Source organism: Bradyrhizobium sp. B117 (genome assembly GCF_038969555.1).
Taxonomy (GTDB): Bacteria; Pseudomonadota; Alphaproteobacteria; order Rhizobiales; family Xanthobacteraceae; genus Bradyrhizobium.
On sequence record NZ_CP152414.1, the window covers coordinates 7,623,769 to 7,640,415 of the forward strand.

Sequence of the window (16,647 nt, forward strand, 5' to 3'; positions counted from 1 at the left end):
TTACACCATTTTGGGCGGGCCCGCGCAAGTCGGACTGTTCCGGAAAGTGAACCCCTAGAGGTGGAGCCACTTCAGGAGCCCAAGCCCGATCGCGCCGTTGACGATGAGGAAGATCGCGACGATCAGGTTGAGCAGCCGCGGCATGATCAGGATGAGCACGCCCGCAATCAACGACAGGATCGGCGAAATGTGGGCGACGGTGATGTGCATGAACTATCTTTCCATGAGGTGAGGCGAATCGCGGGCGGATCATAGCGGCCTTGGTTCGGCGAGTAGAGACGCGCAGGCGGCGAGCCGGTTCCCGCCACTCACGAAAACTGCCCGAAATTGCCCCTGATGCGGCGGGGCTTTTCCCGGAACATTGCGAAGAGGCCCGCATTGGCAAGCGGTTGCGCTACTCGCGCTTCCCGAAGAATCACGTCGAAGGAGTTTTCCATGCGGAACAGGATTCTTGCTCTTGCAGCGCTTGCGGCCGCGATCGGTTCGCCCTTGGCGGCGCAGGCGCAAAGCGGGGCCACAGTCGGACGCGCGCCCGTCGTGGTCGACTCTGGCCCGACCATCGCGGTCGAACAGCGACCGGCCTTCCGCGAATATGTCGTCGAACAACGTGTGCCGGCCTTCCGGATTCCGGATCGCGTGGTGGTCGGAGCCACCTTACCGGAGACCGGCATCACCTATTATGACGTGCCGCAACGTTTCGGCGCCACCACCTATCGCTACACCGTCGTGAACGGCGAGACCGTGCTGGTCGAGCCGCGCTCGCGCCGCATCGTCGAGGTGATGGACTAAAGCATGATCCGGAAAAGTGCGCAGCGGTTTTCCGAAAAGATCATGCGCAAACAACAATCCGAAGCGCGATGACGATTCATCCTGATCTCATCGCGCTTTAGTTCAGCTCTGCTCGAGCTCTACTCGATGTCCGGCGCGTCACTTCAATCAGGCTGGCGCGAAGCAGTGTTAAATCGGACATCAGGCCCTGCCCGGTCCTCCCCCCGCCGGGCGGGGCTTTTTTGTATCCGTCATTCCGGGGCGCGCCACTTGGCGCGAGCCCGGAATCCATACTCACGATCGTGGTTATGGATTCCGGGCTCGTGCTTCGCACGCCCCGGAATGACAGCGTCAATTGTTGCGCGCCTCAATCCTGGATCTTCGAGAAATCCGCGACCGCTCGCGTGGCGCTGCGGATCTCGTTCAGCAGCTTCAGACGGTTCTCGCGCACCTTCGCATCGTCGTCGTTGACACGCACCTTGTCGAAGAACGCATCGACCGGCGGACGCAGCTTGGCCATCGCGCTCATCGCAGCCGCAAAGTCTTCCTTGGCGACGGCGGCGCTTGCCTCAGCCTTCACCTCGCCGATTGCCTTCGCCAGTGCCTTCTCCTCGGCGAGGCTGTAGAGCGAAGCATCCGGCGTACCGTCGAAGCTGCGCTTGTCCTTCTTCTCCTCGATCGAGAGGATGTTGCTGGCGCGCTTGGTGCCGGCGAGCAGGTTCTTGCCGTCGTCGCTGTCGAGGAATTTTCCAAGCGCCTCGACGCGGCGGATGATCATGAGGAGATCATCCTGGCCGCCGAGCGCGAACACGGCATCGACGAGATCGTGCCGCGCGCCCTGCTCGCGAAGCTGGACTTTCAGGCGGTCAGCGAAGAAGGCGAGCAAATCGCTCGGGAGCTTCTGCGCATCCGCAGGCTGCACCGATAAGCCGGCGAGCGCGGACGCCGCCACCTTCATCAGCGACAAGCGCAGCGCATTCTCGGCGATCAACCGGATCACACCGAGCGCCGCACGACGCAGTGCATACGGATCCTTAGATCCCGTCGGCTTTTCGTCAATCGCCCAGAAGCCAACGAGCGTGTCGAGCTTGTCCGCAAGCGCGACGGCAACACTGACCGGGTCGGTCGGCACGCGATCAGTCGGCCCTTGCGGCTTGTAGTGCTCCTCGCAGGCGGCAGCGACGGACGCATCCTCGCCCTGAGCCAGCGCGTAGTACTTGCCCATCAGGCCCTGCACCTCGGGGAATTCGCCGACGACTTCCGTCAGCAAATCGGCCTTGGCGAGATGTGCGGCGCGCGTCGCCTTGGCGACATCGGCGCCGACCAGCGGCGCGATCTCGGCGGCGAGACGCTCGATGCGCTTGATGCGCGCGGCCTGGGTGCCGAGCTTCTCGTGGAACACGATCTGCTCGAACTTCGGCAGGCGATCCTCGAGCTTCGTCTTCAGATCGGTCTCATAGAAAAACTTCGCATCCGACAGGCGCGGACGGATCACGCGCTCATTGCCTGATACGATGACCTTGCCGCCGTCGGTCGCCTCGATATTGGCGGTAAGGACGAACTTGTTGGTCAGCTTGCCCGTCTTGGGATCCTTGACGACAAAGCACTTCTGGTTGTTGCGGATGGTGGCGCGGATCACCTCGTCCGGGATCGCGAGATATTCTTCCTCGAACGATCCCATCATGACGACGGGCCATTCGACGAGGCCCGAGACCTCGTCGAGCAGCACATGGTCCTCGACCAGCTCAAAACCTTGCGCGAAGGTCAGCTCCTTGGCGTCTTCGAAGATGATGTCCTTGCGCGCCTGCGGATCGAGGATGACCTTTGCCGCCTTCAGCTTGGCTTCGTAGTCCTCGAAGCGGCGCACGGAGATCGCGCCGGGGGCCATGAAGCGATGGCCGTAGGTGGTCTGGCCGGTTTCGATGCCGTCGACCTCGAACTTCACGATATCGGGATCTTCGGTCTCGGGCCCGAAGGTCGCGGTGATCGCGTGCAGCGGACGCACCCAGCTCAGCGAGCCCGGCTTGCCGGAGCGCGCGCCCCAGCGCATTGATTTCGGCCAGGGGAAGGTGCGGATGATGACGGGCAGGATTTCCGCGAGCACGTCGATCGCATCGCGGCCGGGCTTCTCGATCAGGCCGATGTAGAAATCGCCCTTGGGATCGCGCTGGATCTTGGCTTCATCCAGCGATTTCAGACCCGTCGCCTTCAAAAAGCCTTGCACCGCCGCATCGGGCGCGCCGACCTTCGGGCCGCGGCGTTCGGTCTTCAGATCAGGCTGGCGCGCGGGGATGCCGTGCACGGTGAGCGCGAGGCGGCGGGGCGTCGCGAACGCTTTCGCGCCCTCATAGACGAGGCCTTCGGCGACGAGCTTGTCGGTGACCATGCGGCGCAGATCGTCGGCCGCCTTGGCCTGCATGCGCGCGGGGATTTCTTCCGAGAACAGTTCAAGCAAAAGTTCGGGCATCAGGCCGCTCCGCCCGCTTCAGTGTGGATCCAGGCCTCGCCGCAGGCTTTTGCCAATTCGCGCACGCGCAAGATGTAGCTCTGCCGCTCCGTCACCGAGATCACGCCGCGTGCGTCCAAGAGGTTGAAGACGTGACTGGCCTTGATGCACTGGTCATAGGCCGGCAGCGCCATCAGATGCTGCTTCCTGTTGCCGCCTTCGCGCCAGCCGGCGTCGAGATACTTTCGGCAGGCCGCTTCCGCCATCTTGAACTGCTCGAACAGCATCGCGGTGTCGGCATATTCGAAGTTGTGCCGGGAATATTCCTGCTCGGCCTGCAGGAAGACGTCGCCATAGGTGACCTTGGCGTCGCCCTCGCGGCCGTTGAAATTGAGATCGTAGACGCGGTCGACGCCCTGCACATACATCGCGAGGCGCTCGAGCCCGTAGGTGAGCTCGCCCGCGACCGGCGCGCATTCGAAGCCGGCGACCTGCTGGAAGTAAGTGAACTGACTGACTTCCATGCCGTCGCACCAGCACTCCCAGCCAAGACCCCAGGCGCCCAGCGTCGGGCTCTCCCAATCGTCCTCGACGAAGCGGATGTCGTGCACGGCGGAATCGATGCCGATCGCGGCGAGCGACTTCAGGTACAGCTCCTGAAGATTCGGCGGCGACGGCTTCATGATCACCTGGAACTGGTAATAGTGCTGCATCCGGTTCGGGTTCTCGCCGTAGCGGCCGTCCTTGGGCCGGCGCGAGGGCTGCACATAGGCCGCGTTCCAGGGTTTTGGCCCGAGCGCGCGCAGGGTCGTCGCCGGATGGAAGGTGCCCGCGCCCATCTCCATGTCGTAGGGCTGCAGGATCACGCAGCCCTGCTCGGCCCAGAATCGCTGGAGCGCGAGGATAAAGCCCTGGAACGAACGTTCCGGGCGCATATGGGCGGGCAATGAGGCGTCCATCGTCAGATCAGGCTCTCGCGGGGGGTTTTGAATCGCGCGGGACCGTATCGACGGCGGGGGTGGGAATCAAGGCAAAGGGGGCCGATTCGGGCCCAGTTCTCCGTCATGGCCGGGCTTGTCCCGGCCATCCACGACCTTTCTCGCGGCACGAAGAACGTGGATGCCCGGGACAAGCCCGGGCATGACGAGTGGCGCGGTTAACCCGGCCGATAAGCTCCGGTCACGGGGTCACGCTTCAGCGTCTGGATATCCCCCATGCGGGCGGTCTCAGCGACGCGCGACAGGCGCATCTCCTCCAGCTCCTGGTTGATCCGGACGGCGGTCTTGTAGGCCCAGCGGACCACGGCAAGCCCGCCCAGGACGCCCGCGAAAGCGACGAACGGCGGCATCTGTCGATCCTTGTCTAGTGCTCAGCCCCCACGCGCATTCTCGCGCAGACCGGGCCGCGCCGCAATTGGCTCGCCCCGGACCAAATGGCGCGGGAGCGCGCCGCCTAGAACCCGAATTTCGCCCAAATCGCGCGCGTCTCGACCGCCGAGATCAGCTCGTCCGGCAGCCCGGCCATTGATTCCATGGCCAAAAGCTGCCCCGCGCCGGGCGCTTTCCGCCCGAACAGGCCGGACAAAAGTCCTGTCGGCTGCGCAATCACGGGGGTGAGAACCTTCTCGCCATAGCGGGCACGAAGAGTTGAGCGGAGATCGCCGATGCCGTCGGCGAGCCCCAGCGCGATCGCACTCTCGCCGGCCCAGTACTCTCCCGTGAAGAGCGTGTCGTCATTGCCGTTCAGCCGTGCGCCGCGGCTGTCCTTCACCAGCGAGATGAAGATCTGGTGGATCTCGCGCTGGATCGCCTTCAGCTTGGCCACATCATCCGGGTTTTCCGGGAGGAACGGATCGAGCATCGCCTTGTGCGCACCGGCGGTGTAGAGCCGCCGCTCGATGCCGAGCCGCCTGATCGCGTCCTGGAAACCGAAGCTGCCGCCGACCACGCCGATCGAGCCGAGGATGGAGGACGGATCGCAAATGATCTCGTCGCCCGCGCAGGCGATCATGTAGCCGCCGGAGGCCGCGACGTCCTCGACGAAGACAAGCACCGGCAGCTTCTTCTCCGCCGCGAGCTGCTTGATGCGCAGGTAGATCTGGCGCGACTGCACCGGCGAGCCGCCGGGCGAATTGATCACCAGCGCCACCGCCTTGGCGTTCCGATACGAAAACGCCCGCTCCAGGATTCGCGCGACCCCGGCGAGCGTCATGCCCGGCCGCAGCGGCGTCACCGCGCCGATCACGCCCGAGAGCCGCACCACCGGCACCACCGCCGTGCCGGGACGGAAGCGCGCCGGCAGATATTCCATGAGCTTGTCGGCCAGGCCGGAACTCTCTCGATCGTTCAATTGTTCGGCCATGCCGTTACCTCTGATTAACCATTTCTTATCACGCGAGTGTCATTGGAAGTGCCTGGAACGTGTTTTGCAGATTTCCCGTTGGGAGGCTGCAATGGGGCAGCGGAGAACACCATGAAAATCTATCTGCTGATGCTGCTGATCGGTGCGCTGTTCATGGCGATCCGCCTGACGTCCCCGCAGGAACAGCAATCGGAATCGCTTCCCCAGTAAGCGATCACGGCTCCGCCAGCGGCAAGGCCGCCCTCCCTTCCAGGATATCGCTCACCTCTTTTTTAGGCACGCGTGACTCATCATTGAGCACGAGGCCCGATAGCAGGCGTGTCGGGGCTCGACCGCCCTTGACCGCGCGCACCAGCACGCGGATCGCGGGCCGCCCCGCCTCGCCGTGAACCGGCAGGATCGCGAGGCTCCCGAAGCCGCGTGACAGCGCTGCCAGGACATCGCCGATTCCATCTGCACGCCAAATGAAGGTGAGCGCGCCATTCGATCGAAGGATGCGCCGTGCTGCATGCACCCAGGCATGCAGCGTCTCGTCGGTCGCGACATGCGCGATCTGACGCGCCTGATCGGGCGAGCCGCGGTGGCGCGCGGGGTCGTTGAAGGGCGGATTCATCAGCACCACGTCGACGCTGTCGGGCACGAGCCCGTGTGCCGCAAAGACCTGCGCGTCAGCCGTGGCGTCGAGCACGATCGTCTCCGCGGCAATCCCGTTCGCCGCCGCATTGGCGCACGCAAGCTCAGCCAGTTCCGGATTGATCTCGATGAGGCCAAGCCTGATCCCCGCGACGCGACGCGCCAGCGCCAGCCCGGCCGTGCCGATGCCGGCGCCGAGATCGACCACGCGGTCGCCTGCGTGGGCTTCGGTCGCCGCCGCAAGCAATATGGCGTCGTGCCCGGCGCGATGGCCGGATCGTTTCTGCTTGAGGCGCAACTGCCCACCGAGAAAGGCGTCCTCAGTGATATCCGTGACGACGTCAATCATCGCCGCGCAGTTCGTGGCTGAGGCCGGCCTCGATCAGGAGCGCCCGCGCCTCCTGCGCGTCGTCCTCATGGACCAGGATCCGCCGCGGCAGGATGCCGAGCGAGCCCTCGATGATGCTCATATTCTGGTCCAGCACCAGATGATGGATATTGGCGCCGTCGAGCAGCGCGCCGATTGCCGACACCAGCACCATGTCGTTGGTCCGAACCAGTTCACGCAAAACGCAGGACTCCTGCCTGAAAGGGGCTAAAAGGGACAAATGTCAATGGTTCCGCGGGCCTTGCCGCATCCGCTGCCAGTTTCTATTGTCTTTCCATCAGAATAGCCCCTTCGGGGCAAATATTGGAGACCGGCGTGGCCGTCATCGTACCTTTCGAAACTCCCGGCGCGTCGATCGAAGAGCTGGTGGCCCTTGTCGCTGGTGACATGGAACGCGTCAACGCCACGATCCTGTCGCGGACCGGTTCCGACGTGACCATGATCCCGGAGGTCGCCAACCACCTCATCTCCTCAGGCGGCAAGCGTCTGCGCCCGATGCTGACGCTCGCCATGGCCAACCTCGCCGGCTACACCGGCGACGGCCATATCAAGCTCGCGGCCAGCGTCGAGTTCATGCACACCGCCACGCTGCTTCACGACGACGTCGTCGACGAGAGCGAGATGCGCCGCGGCAAGCTGTCGGCGCGCATGCTCTGGGGCAACGAGGCCAGCGTGCTGGTCGGCGACTTCCTGCTCGGACAGGCGTTCCGCATGATGGTCGAGGTCGGCTCGCTCCGCGCGCTCGACATCCTCTCCGCGGCCGCCGCCACCATCGCCGAGGGCGAGGTGATGCAGCTTGCCGCCGCCAAGAACACCGCGACCACCGAGGACGAATATCTCGCCGTGATCCGCGGCAAGACCGCCGAGCTGTTTGCTGCGGCCTGCGAGGTCGGCCCCGTGATCGCCAACCGCCCCAAGGCCGAGCAGACCGCCTGCCGCTCGGTCGGCATGAATCTCGGCATTGCCTTCCAGCTCGTCGACGACGTGCTCGATTATGGCGGCAAGAGCGCTAAGCTCGGCAAGAACACCGGCGATGATTTCCGCGAGGGCAAGATCACGCTTCCGGTCGTGCTCGCCTTCCGCCGCGGCAACGACACCGAGCGCGCCTTCTGGATCCGCGCGCTCGAGCGCGGCGAGATCGGCGATAACGATCTCGATCACGCCATCGGGTTGATGAACAAGCACCGCGCGCTCGAGGACACGCTGAGCCGCGCCCAGCACTACGGCGCCATGGCCGTCGACGCGCTGGCGCTGTTCCCGCCCTCGCCGATGAAGAGCGCGCTGGAGCAGGTGGTGGCGTTCTGCCTGGCGCGGTCGCACTGAGCGACTGCCTCTCTTTCCTCGCAATTTGCTCCGTCATCCTGAGGCGCGAGCGGCGCGATGCGAAGCATCGCGCCGGGAGCACCTCAGGGTGACGGCGATAGATTTGTGCGTGATGCCTCCACGCCGTCATTGCGAGCGGAGCGAAGCAATCCAGAATCCCTCGGCGGAAACGGTCTGGATTGCTTCGCTCCGCTCGCAATGACGGAGTTTGGAGCAACAGCACACCCACTCTCGTGTCCCGGACGCGCCGCAGCGTGAAACGCTGCTGCGCTGAGCCGGGACCAACGTAGCACCGAGCGATCAGCAACACGGGCCCGGGTCTGCAGCGCACCGCTGAAGAAGCGCTGCGCTGCGCCCGGGGCACGAGAGGGGTTATCCAGCAACCACCGACATCTCACCATTGGGCCCGTGGCCACATACATCACTCTCCCATCCCACCTCACCGGCGAACTACCTCCAAATTCTCACCGCTCCCTCCACCCGCACGACCGTTGTCCCAGTCACTTGCATTTTGCAAGTCACTACCCTACCTTCCGCCGCATGCAGCCCAAATCCCCTTCCATTCTGGAATGCCCAGTCGGCCGCGCCGTGGAGACGGTCGGCGAGTGGTGGAGCATCCTGATCCTGCGCGATGCATTTCAGGGCGCGACCAAGTTCGACGAATTCCAGCAGGGCCTCGGGATTGCGCCGAACATCCTGTCGCGGCGGCTTGCGCATCTCACCGCGAGCGGCATGTTCGTGCGCCGCCGCTATCATGAGCGGCCGCCGCGCTACGAATATGTGCTGACCGACAAGGCGCGCGACTTCTTCCCCGTGGTCGCCGCGCTGCTCGCCTGGGGCAACAAGCATCTCGCGCCGAAGGGCGAATCCATCCTGCTGGCGAGGCACGCTGGCATCCGTCCGCTCGATCCGGTTGTTGTCGATGCCGCCGACATGCAGCCGATCACGCTCGCCAATACGGTCGCCATTCCCGGGCCCCGCGCCAGCCGCGGCATGCGCGCGCGGCTCGCTTCGCTCAAAGCCATGAACCCGGCCGTCGCGCCGGCCGGAGACTGACATGCGTCGTATCGTCGTGACAGGCATGGGCGCGGTGTCGCCGCTCGGCTGCGGTGTCGAATTGTCGTGGCGCCGGCTGCTTGCCGGCCAAAGCGGGCTGCGCCCGCTGCCCGAATGGGCGCAATCATTACCCGCGCGCATCGCCGGCCTCGTGCTCGACAAGGCCGACGATGCCGAAGGCGGTTTCGATCCGGCAGAGGCCGCTGCGCCCAAAGACCAGCGCAAGATGGACCGCTTCATCCTGTTCGCGCTGCTCGCCACCGCCGAAGCGGTCGCGCAAGCCAAATGGACGCCGCAGGACGCATCTGCACTGGAACGGACCGCGACGATCATCGCCTCCGGCGTCGGCGGCTTTCCGGCGATGGCCGAAGCCGTGCGCATCACCGAGCAGCGCGGCGCGCGCCGGCTGTCGCCGTTCACGATCCCCTCCTTCCTCGCCAATCTCGCCGCCGGCCACGTCTCGATCAAATACGGCTACAAGGGTGCGCTGGGCACGCCGGTCACGGCCTGCGCCGCCGGCGTGCAGGCGATCGGTGATGCCGCGCGCATGATCCGCGCGGGCGAAGCCGATGTCGCGATCTGCGGCGGCGCGGAGGCCTGCATCGACATCGTCAGCCTCGGCGGCTTTGCCGCGGCGCGCGCGCTGTCGAGCTCCTTCAACGACGAGCCCGCACGGGCCTCGCGCCCGTTCGATCGCGACCGCGAAGGTTTTGTCATGGGCGAAGGCGCCGGCATCCTCGTGATCGAGGAGCTCGAGCATGCACTGGCGCGCGGCGCGACGCCGATCGCCGAGATCGTCGGCTATGGTACGACTGCGGACGCCTATCATATGACGTCGGGGCCGCCTGATGGGGACGGTGCCCGCCGTGCCATGGAGATCGCGCTTCGGCAGGCGAAGCTTGCGCCCGCAGATCTGCAGCACCTCAACGCACATGCGACCTCGACGCCAGCCGGCGACGAAAGCGAGCTCGGCGCGATCGGCGCGCTGTTCGGCCGTAACCGCGGCATCGCGGTGAGCGCGACCAAATCGGCGACCGGCCATCTGCTCGGCGCGGCCGGCGGCCTGGAGTCTATTTTCACCATCCTCGCCTTGCGCGACCAGATCGCGCCGCCGACGCTCAATCTCGAAAACCCTGATCCGGGCGCAGAAGGCATCGACATCGTCGCCGGCACCGCGCGGCCGATGCCGATGCAGCATGCCATCTCCAACGGATTTGGCTTTGGCGGGGTGAATGCGAGCGCAATCTTCCGCCGCATGGGCTGAACGAGAGGCCTTGAAATCGCGGCGGCCTGCGCTACGAAAACAGGATGACCGAAACCAATTTCTGGCTGTTCCTGGCCGCTGCCTGTCTAATCGCCGCCATTCCGGGCCCCGGCATTTTCTACGTCGCGGCCCGGACCTTGTCCGAGGGACGCGCAAGCGGCTTCGCCTCGACCGCGGGCACGGCGCTGGGCGGGATGGTCCATGTCGTGGCCGGCAGTCTCGGCATCTCCGCCATCATCCTCGCCAGTGCGGAACTGTTCGCTGCGGTCAAATTCGTCGGCGCGCTCTATCTGGTCTGGCTCGGCATCAAGACGTTTTGCAGCGCCGGCCGCGCGCTGTCGCTCGATCGTGAAGCCGTCGGCGACACGCGCGCGTTCCGCGACGGCGTGCTGGTCGAGACGCTGAATCCGAAGACCGCCGCGTTCTTTCTCGCCTTCATTCCGCAATTCCTCGATCCCGCGGGAGCGAGCCCCACGCTGCAATTCATCATGCTGGGCACGATCTCGGTGACGCTGAACACGCTCGCCGATGTCGTCGTGGTGCTGATGGCCTCCGCGACGCGCGCGCAGCTGATCGGACGGCCGCAGCTGATGCGGCGTCTCACCCAAGGCTCCGGCGTCTTCATCGTGGGCCTCGGCCTCTCGCTTGCGCTGGCGCGGCGGCCGGCAAATGGCTAGCGCGCCGCAAAGCCGTTTCTATGAGTCGCACGGCCTGCGGCTGCATTATGCCGATTGGGGCAACGACGGCGCGCCGCCCCTCATCCTGGTCCATGGTGGCCGCGATCATTGCCGCAGCTGGGACGTCATCGCGCGATCGCTGCAGCCGCATTTTCACGTCATCGCGCCCGATCTGCGCGGCCACGGCGATTCCGACTGGACCCGTGGCGGCAGCTACGCGTTGACGGAGTATGTCTACGATCTCGCGCAGCTCGTTCGGACGATTGCGGCGCCTCAAGTGACTCTCATCGGCCATTCCATGGGCGGCATGGTGAGCCTGATCTTTTCCGGGTCGTTTCCCGAGTTGGTCACAAAGCTCGTCGTGCTCGACGGCGTCACCATGCTGCCGGATTCACCGAAGCCGCCGGTGCATGAGCGCATCGGCAAATGGGTCAGCCAGCTCGACAGGCTGCACGACCGCACGCCGCGCCGGTACGCCACTCTCGCAGACGCCGCCGCGCAGATGGTGCTGCACAACAAGCGGCTGTCGCGCGAGCTCGCGCTGCATCTCGCCACCCACGGCGCGCGGCGGAACGAGGACGGCACCTTTAGCTGGAAGTTCGATCCCTACCAGCGCGCCAGTGCGCCGCACCGGCTCTGGCCGGACGATCACGTCGCGCTGTGGTCGCGCATCGCCTGCCCGACGCTGCTGCTCAATGCCGGCGAAAGCTTTCTGGCGGGGGCCAGGGGAGCGGGCCTGGAACGTTATTTCCCGAATGCGCGCGTTGAGACGATAGCCGGTGCCGGGCACTGGCTGCAGCACGACAAGCCGCAGGAGGTGCTGGGTGAGATCCGGCGTTTCTTGGGATTGGCCGAGGACGGCGCAGGTTAGCCCCGCCGCCGTAGGGTGGGCAAAGGCGCGACAGCGCCGTGCCCACCGATCGAGATTTGGACAGATAGATTGGTGGGCACGCTTCGCTTTGCCCACCCTACGGCACCGTCGCCGGGGAAGTACCTAACTCAACGTCCCCGCATGCACCCACCAGCCGGGATGGTCGCGGCGAATCCGTTCGGCAGCGGCATGCGCGTCGTTTGCCCCGCCATAGATCGCAAAGCACGTCGCACCGGAGCCGGACATGCGGGCAAGCTTGACGCCGGCGGAAGAGCGCAAGGCTTCCAGCACCTTGCCAATCACGGGCTCGATGCGCAGCGCCGGCGCTTCGAGATCGTTGGCGACGGTTTCGAGAACATCGACCCAGTCGGCGATGGAGCCGGCCGCTTCGGGCCAGGCTGGCGCTTCCAGGACGGAGGTGGCGCCGACCAGAAGCTCGCCGTTGCGCAAGCCCAGCGCCTGGAACACGTCCTTGGTGGCGACCGGCACGCGCGGATTGACCATCACGCAGGGCATGCTCGGCAGCGCGAGCGGCAGCAACTGCTCGCCGACGCCGGTCATGTCACAGGCGCGCGACAGCAGGCACACCGGCACGTCGGCGCCGGTCGCCAGCGCGACTTTCTGCAAACGGGGATCGTCGAGCGAGAGATTGTTGAGGCGCGCCAAGAGCCGCAGCGCCGCCGCGGCATCCGCCGAGCCGCCGCCGATACCGGCGGCAACGGGCAGCACCTTGTCGAGCGCGAAGGCGCCGAGCTTCAGGTCCGGCACGGCCTCGGCCAACAGCTTGGCCGCCTTGAACACGAGATTGTCTGATGTCTCGCCGCAAGCCGCAGCGAGCGGCCCGGTGGTGGTGAGCTTCAGCTCGCCGCCCGGCTCCAGCGTCAGCCGGTCGGCGCAGTCGGCAAACGCGACCACGCTTTCGAGATCATGATAGCCGTCAGCACGACGGCCAACCACGCGAAGGCTCAGATTGACCTTCGCGCGCCCTTCTTCAACCAACGCCGGCATCGGCGATACGCCCCCAGTTACTTGGATCAACCGCCCTTGCCGTCGTCCTTCTTCTTTTCCGCCTGCGCGGCCGAAGAGTTCGAATTGTCGTCCACCATCCCGTTTGCGATCTTGGCCTCGATCTTCGGAAGGTCATCCGGCTCTGGCTTGAGATCACGGGCGTGCGACCACTGGAATTTGGCCTCCAGCGTGCGGCCGACGCGCCAATAGGCATCGCCAAGGTGATCGTTGATGGTGGGATCCTCGGGCTTGAGGTCGATCGCGCGCTCGAGGTTCTTCACCGCCTCCTCGTAATTGCCGATGCGGTAATAGGCCCAGCCGAGGGAATCGACGATGTAGCCGTCGTCGGGACGCTGCTCGACGGCGCGCTTGATCATCTTCATGCCGTCGTCGAGGTTCACGCCCTGGTCGATCCAGGAATAGCCGAGATAGTTGAGGACATGCGGCTGGTCGGGCTGGAGCTCGAGCGCCTTCTTCATGTCGGCTTCGGCCTTGCCCCACTGCTTGGAGCGCTCCTCGCAGATGCCGCGATAATAGTACCAGACGCTGTTAACCTTGTCGTTGCCGGCCGGCAGCACGTCGATGCCCTGCGAATAGGTCGCGCCGCAATCGCCGAACTTCTTGCGGCCGCGCTCGATGTTGCCGAGCGCCATGATGGCTTCGAGATCCTTGGAATCCTCAGTAGTGACGCCCTTGAGGATCTTGATCGCTTCGTCGGTGCGGTCGGCGGAATCAAGGTCGATCGCGAGTTGGATCTGCGCGTTGCGCTTGAGCGGCGAGGACGCCGGCACGCGCTCGTAGACCTTGATCGCCATCTGCGGCCGCTTCACCGATTCATAGAGATCGGCGAGCGAGAGCAGCGCCAGCGGATGGCTGGGCTGGAGGTAGAGCGAGAGCTGGAGATAGACCAGCGCCAGATCCTCGCCGCCGCGGCGGGTCAGCGTCGCGCCGATGCCGTAGAGCGCTTCGGCCGCGCCGGCCTGCGCGGAATCGACCAGCGGCGGCAGCTTCTTGCCGGCCTTGGTGTCGCGCAAACCTTCCACGATCAGCGGATGACGGGCGAGCTTCTTGTCGAACGCCTGGTAGACATTGGTCGCCGCAGCCGAATCCTTGTTACGCGACAGCCAGCGCGCATAGGCTTCGGTGACGCGCAGCATGGAATCGTCGAGCTTGTAGGCGCGCTCGAAGCGGGTGCCGGCGTCCTTCTCCTTGCCGGAGAGCTCGAGGATCATGCCGGCGTGGAGATCCTTGAACAGCGGATACCATTCCGGACCGGCGAGCTTGTCGATGGCGGCGACACCGCCCTTGGCATCGCCGGCGCCATAGGCGGCCCAGCCCGACAGCAGCGTCGCGACGAGATCGGTGATCGGACCGCGGATCGACTGGTTGATGTTGCTCTGCGCGGTCGCGTATTTCTTCACCTTGAGATCATGCACGCCGACAACAAGACGCGCGACACGGTTGGTCTTGTCGATGGTGAGGATGCGCTCGGCGAGCTTGACCGCTTCGTCGATGTCGCCGTCGGCGACCGAGGAGATGAAGGCGCGGTCGAGCAGCTCGTTGTTCTTCGGATCGGTGCGCAGGGCCGAGCGGTAGAACGCAGCCGCCGAGGCCGCATCGCGCTCGACGCTGGCATGGCGGGCGGCGAGATAGCTGCCTGCGGTAGTGAGCGACTTCAGATCGTTTCGGGTCGGAAACTGCGCCGCCGTGTCGGACGGATGGTCCGGCGTCTGCGCCAGGACCGCGCCGGGGACCGTCGCGATCGCTGTGCCCATGAGGGCGATGGCGGCAACAGTCCAGCGGTTGAAACGATATGAAAACATCAGGGCTCGCCTTGGGTTGGTAGTGCCTGGGTTTGCAGCAGAAGGCCGTCTCGCATGCGAACGCGGCCGGTGGCATCGGGACCCGGAACCGTCGGGCCGACAATGCCGCTTTTGGCGCTTCACCGCAAGGATTCGGGCATGCGATCCCCCTCCGCACGCCCCAAATCGGCCGACAACGCCCCAAGACGCTGCCAGTATGGCCTTATCGTGGCCGCGGGCCGCCGTGGCAGCCCGGTTCTCACGTGAACGTGCGTCACAATGCCGGGGGCACCTAACCTGGCTCACATCGGCCGTGGCTGCCCCCCTGGATTACATCGCCTCGTAGTTCGGCCCGCCGCCGCCCTCCGGGGGAACCCAGGTGATGTTGCCGTTGGGGTCCTTCACGTCGCAGGTTTTGCAGTGGACGCAGTTCTGGGCGTTGATCTGGAAGCGCGGGCCTGCCCCCTCCTCGATCCACTCATAGACGCCGGCCGGGCAATAGCGGTTCGAGGGGCCGGCGAACACGTCGTGCTCAGACGTCTTCTGGAGGTTCATGTCCGCGACCTTCAGATGGACTGGCTGGTCCTCTTCATGATTGGTGTTGGACAGGAACACCGAGGACAGCTTGTCGAAGGAGATCTTGCCGTCCGGCTTCGGGTAGTTCTTCGGTGCGTGGCTCTTGGCCGGATCCAGCGTGGCGCGATCGGGCTTGGCGTGCGGCAGCGTACCGAACAGCGAGATGCCGAACAGCTGGTTGGTCCACATGTCGAGTGCGCCGAGGGGAACGCCGAGCAAGGTGCCGAACTTCGACCACAGCGGCTTGACGTTGCGGATCCTGAAGAGGTCCTTGCCGACAGCGGACTCGCGCCAGGCGTTCTCGTAGGCGACGACCTCGTCATTGGCGCGGCCTTCGGCAAGCGCGGCCGCGACATGTTCGGCGGCGAGCATGCCGGTGCCCATCGCGTTGTGGACGCCCTTGATGCGGGGAACGTTGACGAAGCCCGCGGCGCAGCCGACCAGCGCACCGCCCGGGAAGGTCAGGCGCGGCACCGACTGGTAGCCGCCTTCGGTGATGGCGCGCGCGCCGTAGGCGAGACGCTTGCCGCCCTCGAACACGTCGCGGATCGAGGGATGGGTCTTGAAGCGCTGGAATTCATCGAACGGCGACAGATACGGATCGTCGTAGTTGAGATGCACGACGAAGCCGACCGCGACGCGGTTGTCGTCGTAGTGGTAGAGGAACGAGCCGCCGCCGGTGGAATTGTTGAGCGGCCAGCCGAACGAGTGCTGGATCAAGCCCTTCTTGTGCTTGGCCGGATCGATCTGCCAGACTTCCTTCAGGCCGATGCCGAACTTCGGCGGTTCGCTCTTGGCGTCCAGTGCGAACTTCGCGATCAACTGCTTCGACAGCGAGCCGCGCGCGCCTTCGGCAAACAGCGTGTACTTGCCGAGCAGCTCCATGCCGCGGGTGTAGGAATCCTTGTGGGTGCCGTCCCTGGCGATGCCCATGTCGCCGGTCGCGATGCCCCGCACCGCGCCCTTGTCGTCATAGAGCACTTCAGTCGCGGCGAAGCCCGGATAGATCTCGACGCCGAGCGCCTCCGCCTTCGGCGCCAGCCAGCGGCAGACATTGCCGAGCGAGCCGATGTAGCAGTGATGATTGTCCATCAGCGAGGGCATCGCGAAGCCCGGGAGCTTGATGCGGTTGTCGCCGAACATCCAGTAGAAGTGGTCGTCCTTGACCTGCGTTTTCAGCGGACAGTCGGGATCCTCACGCCAGTCGGGGATCAGCTTGTCGAGCGAGATCGGATCGATCACCGCACCGGACAGAATGTGCGCGCCGACCTCGGAGCCCTTCTCCACGACGACGATGTTGAGATCGGCGTTGAGCTGCTTCAGCCGGATCGCCGCGGCCAGGCCGGAGGGGCCGGCGCCGACGATGACGACATCGAATTCCATGGATTCGCGCGGGGGAAGTTCTTCGGTGCTCATCTGATCTCAGCCCTTGAGACGGTTCCTTGTCATTTGCGCCCCCTTGTTTCCGATTTTT

16 protein-coding genes are annotated in these 16,647 nt (G+C 65.2%); 6 read left to right on the top strand and 10 right to left on the bottom strand.

Annotated elements, in window-relative coordinates; all coding sequences use genetic code 11:
* Window positions 1-54: 54 nt before the first annotated feature.
* The gene (locus AAFG16_RS36970) at window positions 55-210 is read right to left on the bottom strand and encodes a DUF3096 domain-containing protein (RefSeq protein WP_018648785.1); all 156 of its coding nucleotides are present in this window, start codon (window positions 208-210) and stop codon (window positions 55-57) included.
* Between the two features lie 225 nt (window positions 211-435).
* Between AAFG16_RS36970 and AAFG16_RS36975 the strand changes: the two genes are divergently transcribed.
* Window positions 436-789, top strand: a complete 354-nt coding sequence (locus AAFG16_RS36975) for a DUF1236 domain-containing protein (RefSeq protein ID WP_283081263.1) — start codon at window positions 436-438, stop codon at window positions 787-789.
* Window positions 790-1,135: 346 nt separating this feature from the next.
* Here the strand turns inward: AAFG16_RS36975 and glyS are convergent, their stop codons facing one another.
* The 6 genes from glyS to AAFG16_RS37005 form a co-directional block, all read right to left on the bottom strand.
* Window positions 1,136-3,235 carry a glycine--tRNA ligase subunit beta gene (glyS, locus tag AAFG16_RS36980; protein WP_342733284.1) on the bottom strand — a complete coding sequence of 700 codons (2,100 nt, stop codon included), beginning with the start codon at window positions 3,233-3,235 and terminating at the stop codon, window positions 1,136-1,138.
* Window positions 3,235-4,173, bottom strand: coding sequence for a glycine--tRNA ligase subunit alpha (locus tag AAFG16_RS36985; protein WP_212435997.1), 939 nt, complete (start codon window positions 4,171-4,173; stop codon window positions 3,235-3,237). The genes glyS and AAFG16_RS36985 overlap by 1 nt, the downstream gene beginning before the upstream one ends.
* 197 nt (window positions 4,174-4,370) lie before the next feature.
* Window positions 4,371-4,562: a hypothetical protein gene (locus AAFG16_RS36990; RefSeq protein ID WP_074122886.1), complete on the bottom strand. Its 192-nt coding sequence runs from the start codon at window positions 4,560-4,562 to the stop codon at window positions 4,371-4,373.
* A 104-nt stretch (window positions 4,563-4,666) separates the two neighbouring features.
* Window positions 4,667-5,575, bottom strand: coding sequence for a S49 family peptidase (locus AAFG16_RS36995; RefSeq protein ID WP_283081265.1), 909 nt, complete (start codon window positions 5,573-5,575; stop codon window positions 4,667-4,669).
* A gap of 214 nt (window positions 5,576-5,789) precedes the next feature.
* Window positions 5,790-6,557: a methyltransferase gene (locus AAFG16_RS37000; RefSeq protein WP_342733291.1), complete on the bottom strand. Its 768-nt coding sequence runs from the start codon at window positions 6,555-6,557 to the stop codon at window positions 5,790-5,792.
* On the bottom strand, window positions 6,550-6,777 hold the full coding sequence (locus AAFG16_RS37005) for a DUF2007 domain-containing protein (RefSeq protein ID WP_283081267.1): 228 nt from the start codon (window positions 6,775-6,777) through the stop codon (window positions 6,550-6,552). Before AAFG16_RS37005 ends, AAFG16_RS37000 begins: the two co-directional genes overlap by 8 nt.
* A 134-nt stretch (window positions 6,778-6,911) precedes the next feature.
* On the opposite strand from AAFG16_RS37005, the gene AAFG16_RS37010 reads away from it, so the two are divergent.
* The 5 genes from AAFG16_RS37010 (at window position 6,912) to AAFG16_RS37030 (ending at window position 11,787) form a co-directional block, all read left to right on the top strand.
* On the top strand, window positions 6,912-7,919 hold the full coding sequence (locus AAFG16_RS37010; RefSeq protein WP_342733293.1) for a polyprenyl synthetase family protein: 1,008 nt from the start codon (window positions 6,912-6,914) through the stop codon (window positions 7,917-7,919).
* Between the two features lie 540 nt (window positions 7,920-8,459).
* Window positions 8,460-8,975, top strand: a complete 516-nt coding sequence (locus AAFG16_RS37015; RefSeq protein ID WP_283081269.1) for a helix-turn-helix domain-containing protein — start codon at window positions 8,460-8,462, stop codon at window positions 8,973-8,975.
* A 1-nt stretch (window position 8,976) separates the two neighbouring features.
* The gene (gene fabF, locus AAFG16_RS37020) at window positions 8,977-10,239 is read left to right on the top strand and encodes a beta-ketoacyl-ACP synthase II (RefSeq protein WP_342733295.1); all 1,263 of its coding nucleotides are present in this window, start codon (window positions 8,977-8,979) and stop codon (window positions 10,237-10,239) included.
* A 44-nt stretch (window positions 10,240-10,283) separates the two neighbouring features.
* Window positions 10,284-10,916: a LysE family translocator gene (locus tag AAFG16_RS37025; protein ID WP_283081271.1), complete on the top strand. Its 633-nt coding sequence runs from the start codon at window positions 10,284-10,286 to the stop codon at window positions 10,914-10,916.
* Window positions 10,909-11,787: an alpha/beta hydrolase gene (locus AAFG16_RS37030; protein WP_342733297.1), complete on the top strand. Its 879-nt coding sequence runs from the start codon at window positions 10,909-10,911 to the stop codon at window positions 11,785-11,787. The genes AAFG16_RS37025 and AAFG16_RS37030 overlap by 8 nt, the downstream gene beginning before the upstream one ends.
* A 123-nt stretch (window positions 11,788-11,910) precedes the next feature.
* Here AAFG16_RS37030 and AAFG16_RS37035 read toward each other — a convergent pair whose 3' ends face one another.
* The 3 genes from AAFG16_RS37035 to AAFG16_RS37045 all read right to left on the bottom strand — a co-directional run bounded on the left by AAFG16_RS37035 (window position 11,911) and on the right by AAFG16_RS37045 (window position 16,589).
* A complete protein-coding gene (locus tag AAFG16_RS37035) occupies window positions 11,911-12,795 on the bottom strand; it encodes a 4-(cytidine 5'-diphospho)-2-C-methyl-D-erythritol kinase (protein WP_342733299.1) in 885 nt (294 codons plus the stop codon).
* Between the two features lie 26 nt (window positions 12,796-12,821).
* Complete coding sequence (locus AAFG16_RS37040) at window positions 12,822-14,618, bottom strand: tetratricopeptide repeat protein (RefSeq protein WP_342733301.1); 1,797 nt, start codon at window positions 14,616-14,618, stop codon at window positions 12,822-12,824.
* A 309-nt stretch (window positions 14,619-14,927) separates the two neighbouring features.
* On the bottom strand, window positions 14,928-16,589 hold the full coding sequence (locus AAFG16_RS37045; RefSeq protein ID WP_342733303.1) for an electron transfer flavoprotein-ubiquinone oxidoreductase: 1,662 nt from the start codon (window positions 16,587-16,589) through the stop codon (window positions 14,928-14,930).
* Window positions 16,590-16,647 lie beyond the last annotated feature (58 nt).

What these genes read in the sequence shown, in the direction of transcription:
- AAFG16_RS36970 (WP_018648785.1), bottom strand. Translation starts at nt 210, where the DNA reads ATGCACATCACCGTCGCCCACATTTCGCCGATCCTGTCGTTGATTGCG.
- AAFG16_RS36975 (WP_283081263.1), top strand. Translation starts at nt 436, where the DNA reads ATGCGGAACAGGATTCTTGCTCTTGCAGCGCTTGCGGCCGCGATCGGT.
- glyS (WP_342733284.1), bottom strand. Translation starts at nt 3,235, where the DNA reads ATGCCCGAACTTTTGCTTGAACTGTTCTCGGAAGAAATCCCCGCGCGC.
- AAFG16_RS36985 (WP_212435997.1), bottom strand. Translation starts at nt 4,173, where the DNA reads ATGGACGCCTCATTGCCCGCCCATATGCGCCCGGAACGTTCGTTCCAG.
- AAFG16_RS36990 (WP_074122886.1), bottom strand. Translation starts at nt 4,562, where the DNA reads ATGCCGCCGTTCGTCGCTTTCGCGGGCGTCCTGGGCGGGCTTGCCGTG.
- AAFG16_RS36995 (WP_283081265.1), bottom strand. Translation starts at nt 5,575, where the DNA reads ATGGCCGAACAATTGAACGATCGAGAGAGTTCCGGCCTGGCCGACAAG.
- AAFG16_RS37000 (WP_342733291.1), bottom strand. Translation starts at nt 6,557, where the DNA reads ATGATTGACGTCGTCACGGATATCACTGAGGACGCCTTTCTCGGTGGG.
- AAFG16_RS37015 (WP_283081269.1), top strand. Translation starts at nt 8,460, where the DNA reads ATGCAGCCCAAATCCCCTTCCATTCTGGAATGCCCAGTCGGCCGCGCC.
- fabF (WP_342733295.1), top strand. Translation starts at nt 8,977, where the DNA reads ATGCGTCGTATCGTCGTGACAGGCATGGGCGCGGTGTCGCCGCTCGGC.
- AAFG16_RS37025 (WP_283081271.1), top strand. Translation starts at nt 10,284, where the DNA reads ATGACCGAAACCAATTTCTGGCTGTTCCTGGCCGCTGCCTGTCTAATC.
- AAFG16_RS37030 (WP_342733297.1), top strand. Translation starts at nt 10,909, where the DNA reads ATGGCTAGCGCGCCGCAAAGCCGTTTCTATGAGTCGCACGGCCTGCGG.
- AAFG16_RS37035 (WP_342733299.1), bottom strand. Translation starts at nt 12,795, where the DNA reads ATGCCGGCGTTGGTTGAAGAAGGGCGCGCGAAGGTCAATCTGAGCCTT.
- AAFG16_RS37040 (WP_342733301.1), bottom strand. Translation starts at nt 14,618, where the DNA reads ATGTTTTCATATCGTTTCAACCGCTGGACTGTTGCCGCCATCGCCCTC.
- AAFG16_RS37045 (WP_342733303.1), bottom strand. Translation starts at nt 16,589, where the DNA reads ATGAGCACCGAAGAACTTCCCCCGCGCGAATCCATGGAATTCGATGTC.